The 4,195-nt window shown below is 61.8% G+C and carries 5 protein-coding genes; 1 reads left to right on the forward strand and 4 read right to left on the reverse strand.

Annotated elements, in window-relative coordinates:
* Positions 1-222: 222 nt before the first annotated feature.
* The 4 genes from ABF648_RS11860 to ABF648_RS11875 form a co-directional block, all read right to left on the reverse strand.
* Complete coding sequence (locus tag ABF648_RS11860; RefSeq protein WP_415632454.1) at positions 223-1,293, reverse strand: sulfate/molybdate ABC transporter ATP-binding protein; 1,071 nt, start codon at positions 1,291-1,293, stop codon at positions 223-225.
* Complete coding sequence (locus ABF648_RS11865) at positions 1,290-2,144, reverse strand: ABC transporter permease (RefSeq protein WP_415632455.1); 855 nt, start codon at positions 2,142-2,144, stop codon at positions 1,290-1,292. Before ABF648_RS11865 ends, ABF648_RS11860 begins: the two co-directional genes overlap by 4 nt.
* A gap of 92 nt (positions 2,145-2,236) precedes the next feature.
* Positions 2,237-3,070 carry a molybdate ABC transporter substrate-binding protein gene (modA, locus tag ABF648_RS11870; protein ID WP_415632456.1) on the reverse strand — a complete coding sequence of 278 codons (834 nt, stop codon included), beginning with the start codon at positions 3,068-3,070 and terminating at the stop codon, positions 2,237-2,239.
* 34 nt (positions 3,071-3,104) lie between these two features.
* Entirely contained in the window at positions 3,105-3,506 is a 402-nt protein-coding gene (locus ABF648_RS11875) for a TOBE domain-containing protein (RefSeq protein WP_415632457.1), read from the reverse strand.
* Positions 3,507-3,702: 196 nt separating this feature from the next.
* Between ABF648_RS11875 and ABF648_RS11880 the strand changes: the two genes are divergently transcribed.
* Positions 3,703-4,059: a hypothetical protein gene (locus ABF648_RS11880; RefSeq protein WP_415632458.1), complete on the forward strand. Its 357-nt coding sequence runs from the start codon at positions 3,703-3,705 to the stop codon at positions 4,057-4,059.
* Positions 4,060-4,195: the final 136 nt, after the last annotated feature.

The raw sequence follows: 4,195 nt of genomic DNA on the forward strand, positions 1-4,195 counted from the left end.
TCGTCGTCGTCTCAGGCAAACCCGGGGGCACGACTGATCTGTTGTTGATGAACCTATACCCAATCTTTACCAAGCAGTATTTGCCCATGGCCCGGGACCCGCGGGCCGGGGCCCGGCCATTGCGTCCCTGAACAGAATCACCGCTGAGGCCGTCACCTGCCATGACGCACAGCTCTCGAGAATCGTGCTGACCGGAACGCGGTGACGGCGCTGCTTCTCCGCTCACACAGGGTAGAGCGTCACCGACGCCGCCTTCACCGAATAGAAGACCTCCTTGCCGGGATACAGGTCGAGATCAGCCACCGAGATCATCGTCACATCGGCGGACAGAAAATGGCCGTGGTGGTCATCGCCACGCACACGCACCATTTCGCCGGTCGGTTCCAGTTCTGCGATCGTCGCGGGCAGCACGTTGCGGGCGCTGCCCTGCGGCGCCGAGGTGCTGATGGTCACCGCTGACGGCGAGAACACTGCCGCGGCCGGTTCACCGTCGACCAATTCGGCACCCTCCTGCTGGTTCCCCTCGATGCGCAGATCCGCGGACTGATCCACACCGCCATTGAGGTAGCTGCCCCGAACCAGGTTGAGCCCCGCGATCCGTGCGGTGAATCTGGTCTTCGGATGCTGAAGAACCTTGTCAGTGGGCCCGGACTCGGCAACATGGCCCTGCTCGAGCACGATGATCCGCTCGGAGAGCAACAGCGCATCCAGCAGGTCGTGGGTGACGACCATGGCCGCCCGCCCCTCCAGCACACGCCGCAGAACCCGTCGCAGAGTGGGTGCCACCGCGACGTCCAAGGCTGCCATCGGTTCGTCGAGCAACAGCAATTTCGGTTCTGCGGCCAGGGCCCGGGCGATGGCCACGCGCTGGGCCTGGCCGCCGGACAGCTGGCTCGGCCGCCGCTGGGCGAACTGGGCGACACCGACCTCGTCGAGCCAGTGCTCGGCCCGCTGGTTGGCCTCTTTCTTCGAGGTACCGCTGACCCGAGGCCCGAAAGCCACATTGTCCCGCACGTTCAGGTGCGGGAAGAGCAGCGCCTCCTGGGCGAGCAATGAGATGCCTCGCTGGTGGGGCGGCAGCCACTGGTGGTGCTCGGAGCCGAGGTCGAACAATGTGGTGCCGTCGAGGACCGCTTTCCCCGAATCGGGACGCAGAGTTCCGGCGAGGATGTTCATCATGGTCGACTTGCCGGAGCCGTTGTGCCCCAGCACGGCCACCCGTTCGCCCTCGCCGATCTCCATCTCGACGTCGAAGCCGCGTTGCGCGAGGACCGCGTGGAATTTCAGGCTCACAGCTGCGACCTCTCCGAGATCTTCGCCGTCACGACGGTGACGATGATCGCCACCGCCACCAGGACCAGCGACAGGGCGATGGCGGAATCCGGGTTCCCGCTGGAGTTCTGCAGGTTGATCTCCAGCGGCATCGTCCTGGTGACGCCCTGAAGGCTTCCTGCGAAGGTGAGCGTGGCGCCGAACTCCCCGAGCGCTCGGGCGAAGGAGAGCACCGCAGCCGAGGCGAGTCCGGGCACCACAAGTGGCAGCGTGATCCTGTGCAGCACGGTGGACGACTTGGCGCCGAGGGTGGCGGCCACGAGTTCATATCGCTGCCCGACCGTGCGAAGAGTTCCTTCCAGCGACACCACGAGGAAGGGCATGGCCACGAAGGTCTGGGCGAGCACCACAGCGATGGTGGAGAAGGCGATGCTGATGCCGAACACGTCGAGCACCGGCGCAAGCAGCCCGCGACGCCCGAAGGTGTAGAGCAGAGCGATGCCGCCCACCACCGGGGGCAGCACCAGCGGCAGCAGCACAAGCGATCGGATCAATTGCTTTCCGGGGAACTCCACCCGAGCCAGCACCATGGACATCGGCACGCCGAACACTATGCAGAGCACCATGGCGGCGATGGAAGTCTCCATGCTCAACCGCAGGGCATCCAGTGAGGCCGGGGTGGAGATGACTGTGCCGAACTGGGACCAGTTCATCCGGGTGGCCATGGCGATCAGCGGGAGGATGATGAACACCGCGCCCAGCGCAGCGGGGGCATAGAGCCAGCGGGGCAACCCGGAGAAGGTGCGCGCCTTCCTGACCCGCGGCTCCTTCTCTCGATGCTCAAATGAGACGGGCTCGGCAACAGTGGTCATGGCTCATTCACTTCCGTCCACACAACTTCCATCTGTACAAAAGGTGGGCGCCACGGCCGAACCGCAGCGCCCACCTGTCAATGCATCAGTACTCAGTGCCCGGCGGAGGCTGAAGCCGAAGCGGAGCTGGATCCGACGGACGGACTTCCGAAACCGGCCTTTTGAAGGACTGACTGCCCGGAATCACTCATCACGAGATCCACGAACTTCTGGGCCAGCTCAGGCTGCGAAGCATTCTTCAGCGGGACAATGTAGTTCGTATTGATGGCCTCGGAGGCTTCGGGGAAGGAGATGCCCTCAACGGCATCGCCCGCGGACATCGCATCGGTCTTGTAGACCAGACCGGCATCGGCCTCACCGGTGCGCACCTTGGTGAGCACGTCGGTGACCGCCTGCTCCTGGCTGACCGGAGACAGGGTGATGTTGGTGGCCTTCTCGATCGTCTGGGTGGCGGCGCCACAGGGCACGCTCGGTGCGCAGATGACCAGCTTCAGACCCGACTTGGCGAGGTCCTGGAAGGAGTGCACATTGGCCGGATTCCCCTTGGGAACCACGATCTCCAGCACATTGGTGGCGTAGACCTGGGGATCTCCGGTGGCAAGGCCGGCGTCCGTCACTGTGGTCATGTTGGCCGAGTTGGCCGATGCGAAGACATCCGAGGGAGCACCATTGGTGATCTGCTGGGCCAGAGCCTGCGAACCGGCGAAGTTGTAGGTGACAGTAACGCCGGGATTCTGGCTCTCGAAGGTGGTCTTGAGTTCGTTGAAGGTGCCCGTCATGGACGCAGCGGCGAACACCGTGAGGGTGCGCGCCGGAGCCGTACTGCTGCCGGACGAACTGGAACTGCCGCTAGAACTGCATCCGGTCACGGCCAGTGCCAGCACAGCGACTGCAGCCGCGAGGGTCTTCGGGATCTTGGTACGCATGGGGCGCCTCTCTATTAGGGGGTAGGGACATCACTCAATCTTGGGTCGGAGTCTCCACGATGACGGTGGTCGCCTTGACGACGGCCACCGCGAGGGAACCTGGCTCCAGCCCCAGCTCTCGTACGGCCTCGGTACTCATCAGCGAGACCACCCGGAAGGGTCCGCACTGCATCTCCACCTGTGACATCACCTTGTCGGAGTCGACACGGGTGACCAGACCCACAAAGCGGTTGCGCGCCGAACGCTCGATATCGGAGGGATCGGGCACGGGATTGGACAACGACTGCGCAAAGCGAGCGAGCTCCAAGCCGTCAATCACCTTGCGGTGCCGATCATCCAGTTCGTACTGCAGCGTCCCTGCGTCGACCCACCGCCGCACGGTGTCATCGCTCACTCCGAGGAAAACGGCAGCGTCCTTGATCCGCAACTTCGCCATAGGGGAACACTAGCGACCTTAGATACGGCTGTCACCCGACTTCTCCGTCGCTGACACGTGGCCGCTCAGCACCCCCACGTGAGACATGACATAACCTGCAATGCAGCTGATACACGCCTGAAACGTCACGCATCCGCAGATGCGGAGAGGTTCCGCATCTGCGGTTTCATGAGTAATTATCTTCCGCATACACGGTATGGATGATTATCATTTCATTTTTTCACGTTATCTTGAAACCGCGAAGGCAATCTGGCAGATAAACGAGAGTGGTGCGTTCAAGAAATCACCAGGGATGTTGTCAGATGATATTCCACTATACCTTTGCCTGTCTGAGCTACTCTGCAATCAGCGCCTTGACAAGGCCTTTTACCTGACTCAAGGGATTATTGAAACCATTGTGTGTATTTATTCGGGTTATTCCAAATGGTTCGAGTTGTTACAGAACCAGACAACTGGATTAACACCTTTGAAACACACGCGTGCTGAAATAAATATCAACACGGCAAGGACGCCCCCGGAGGATGATCAGCACCCGCTGAGCTCCCCGGCATAGCCATTTGGCTGGGCCGGATCCGCCGAGGGAATCGCTCCTTGATCTTGTAACAAGGCTGAAACATCCCTTCACGGAAGGTTATCTAATGCGTAAGGTTGCTATTTACGGCAAGGGTGGGATCGGGAAGTCGACGACC

This window comes from Propionibacterium sp. (assembly GCF_047719395.1).
Classification (GTDB): Bacteria; Actinomycetota; Actinomycetes; order Propionibacteriales; family Propionibacteriaceae; genus Propionibacterium.

Coding starts and splice junctions, on each gene's coding strand:
- ABF648_RS11865 (WP_415632455.1), bottom strand. CDS start 2,144: ATGACCACTGTTGCCGAGCCCGTCTCATTTGAGCATCGAGAGAAGGAG.
- modA (WP_415632456.1), bottom strand. CDS start 3,070: ATGCGTACCAAGATCCCGAAGACCCTCGCGGCTGCAGTCGCTGTGCTG.
- ABF648_RS11875 (WP_415632457.1), bottom strand. CDS start 3,506: ATGGCGAAGTTGCGGATCAAGGACGCTGCCGTTTTCCTCGGAGTGAGC.
- ABF648_RS11880 (WP_415632458.1), top strand. CDS start 3,703: ATGGATGATTATCATTTCATTTTTTCACGTTATCTTGAAACCGCGAAG.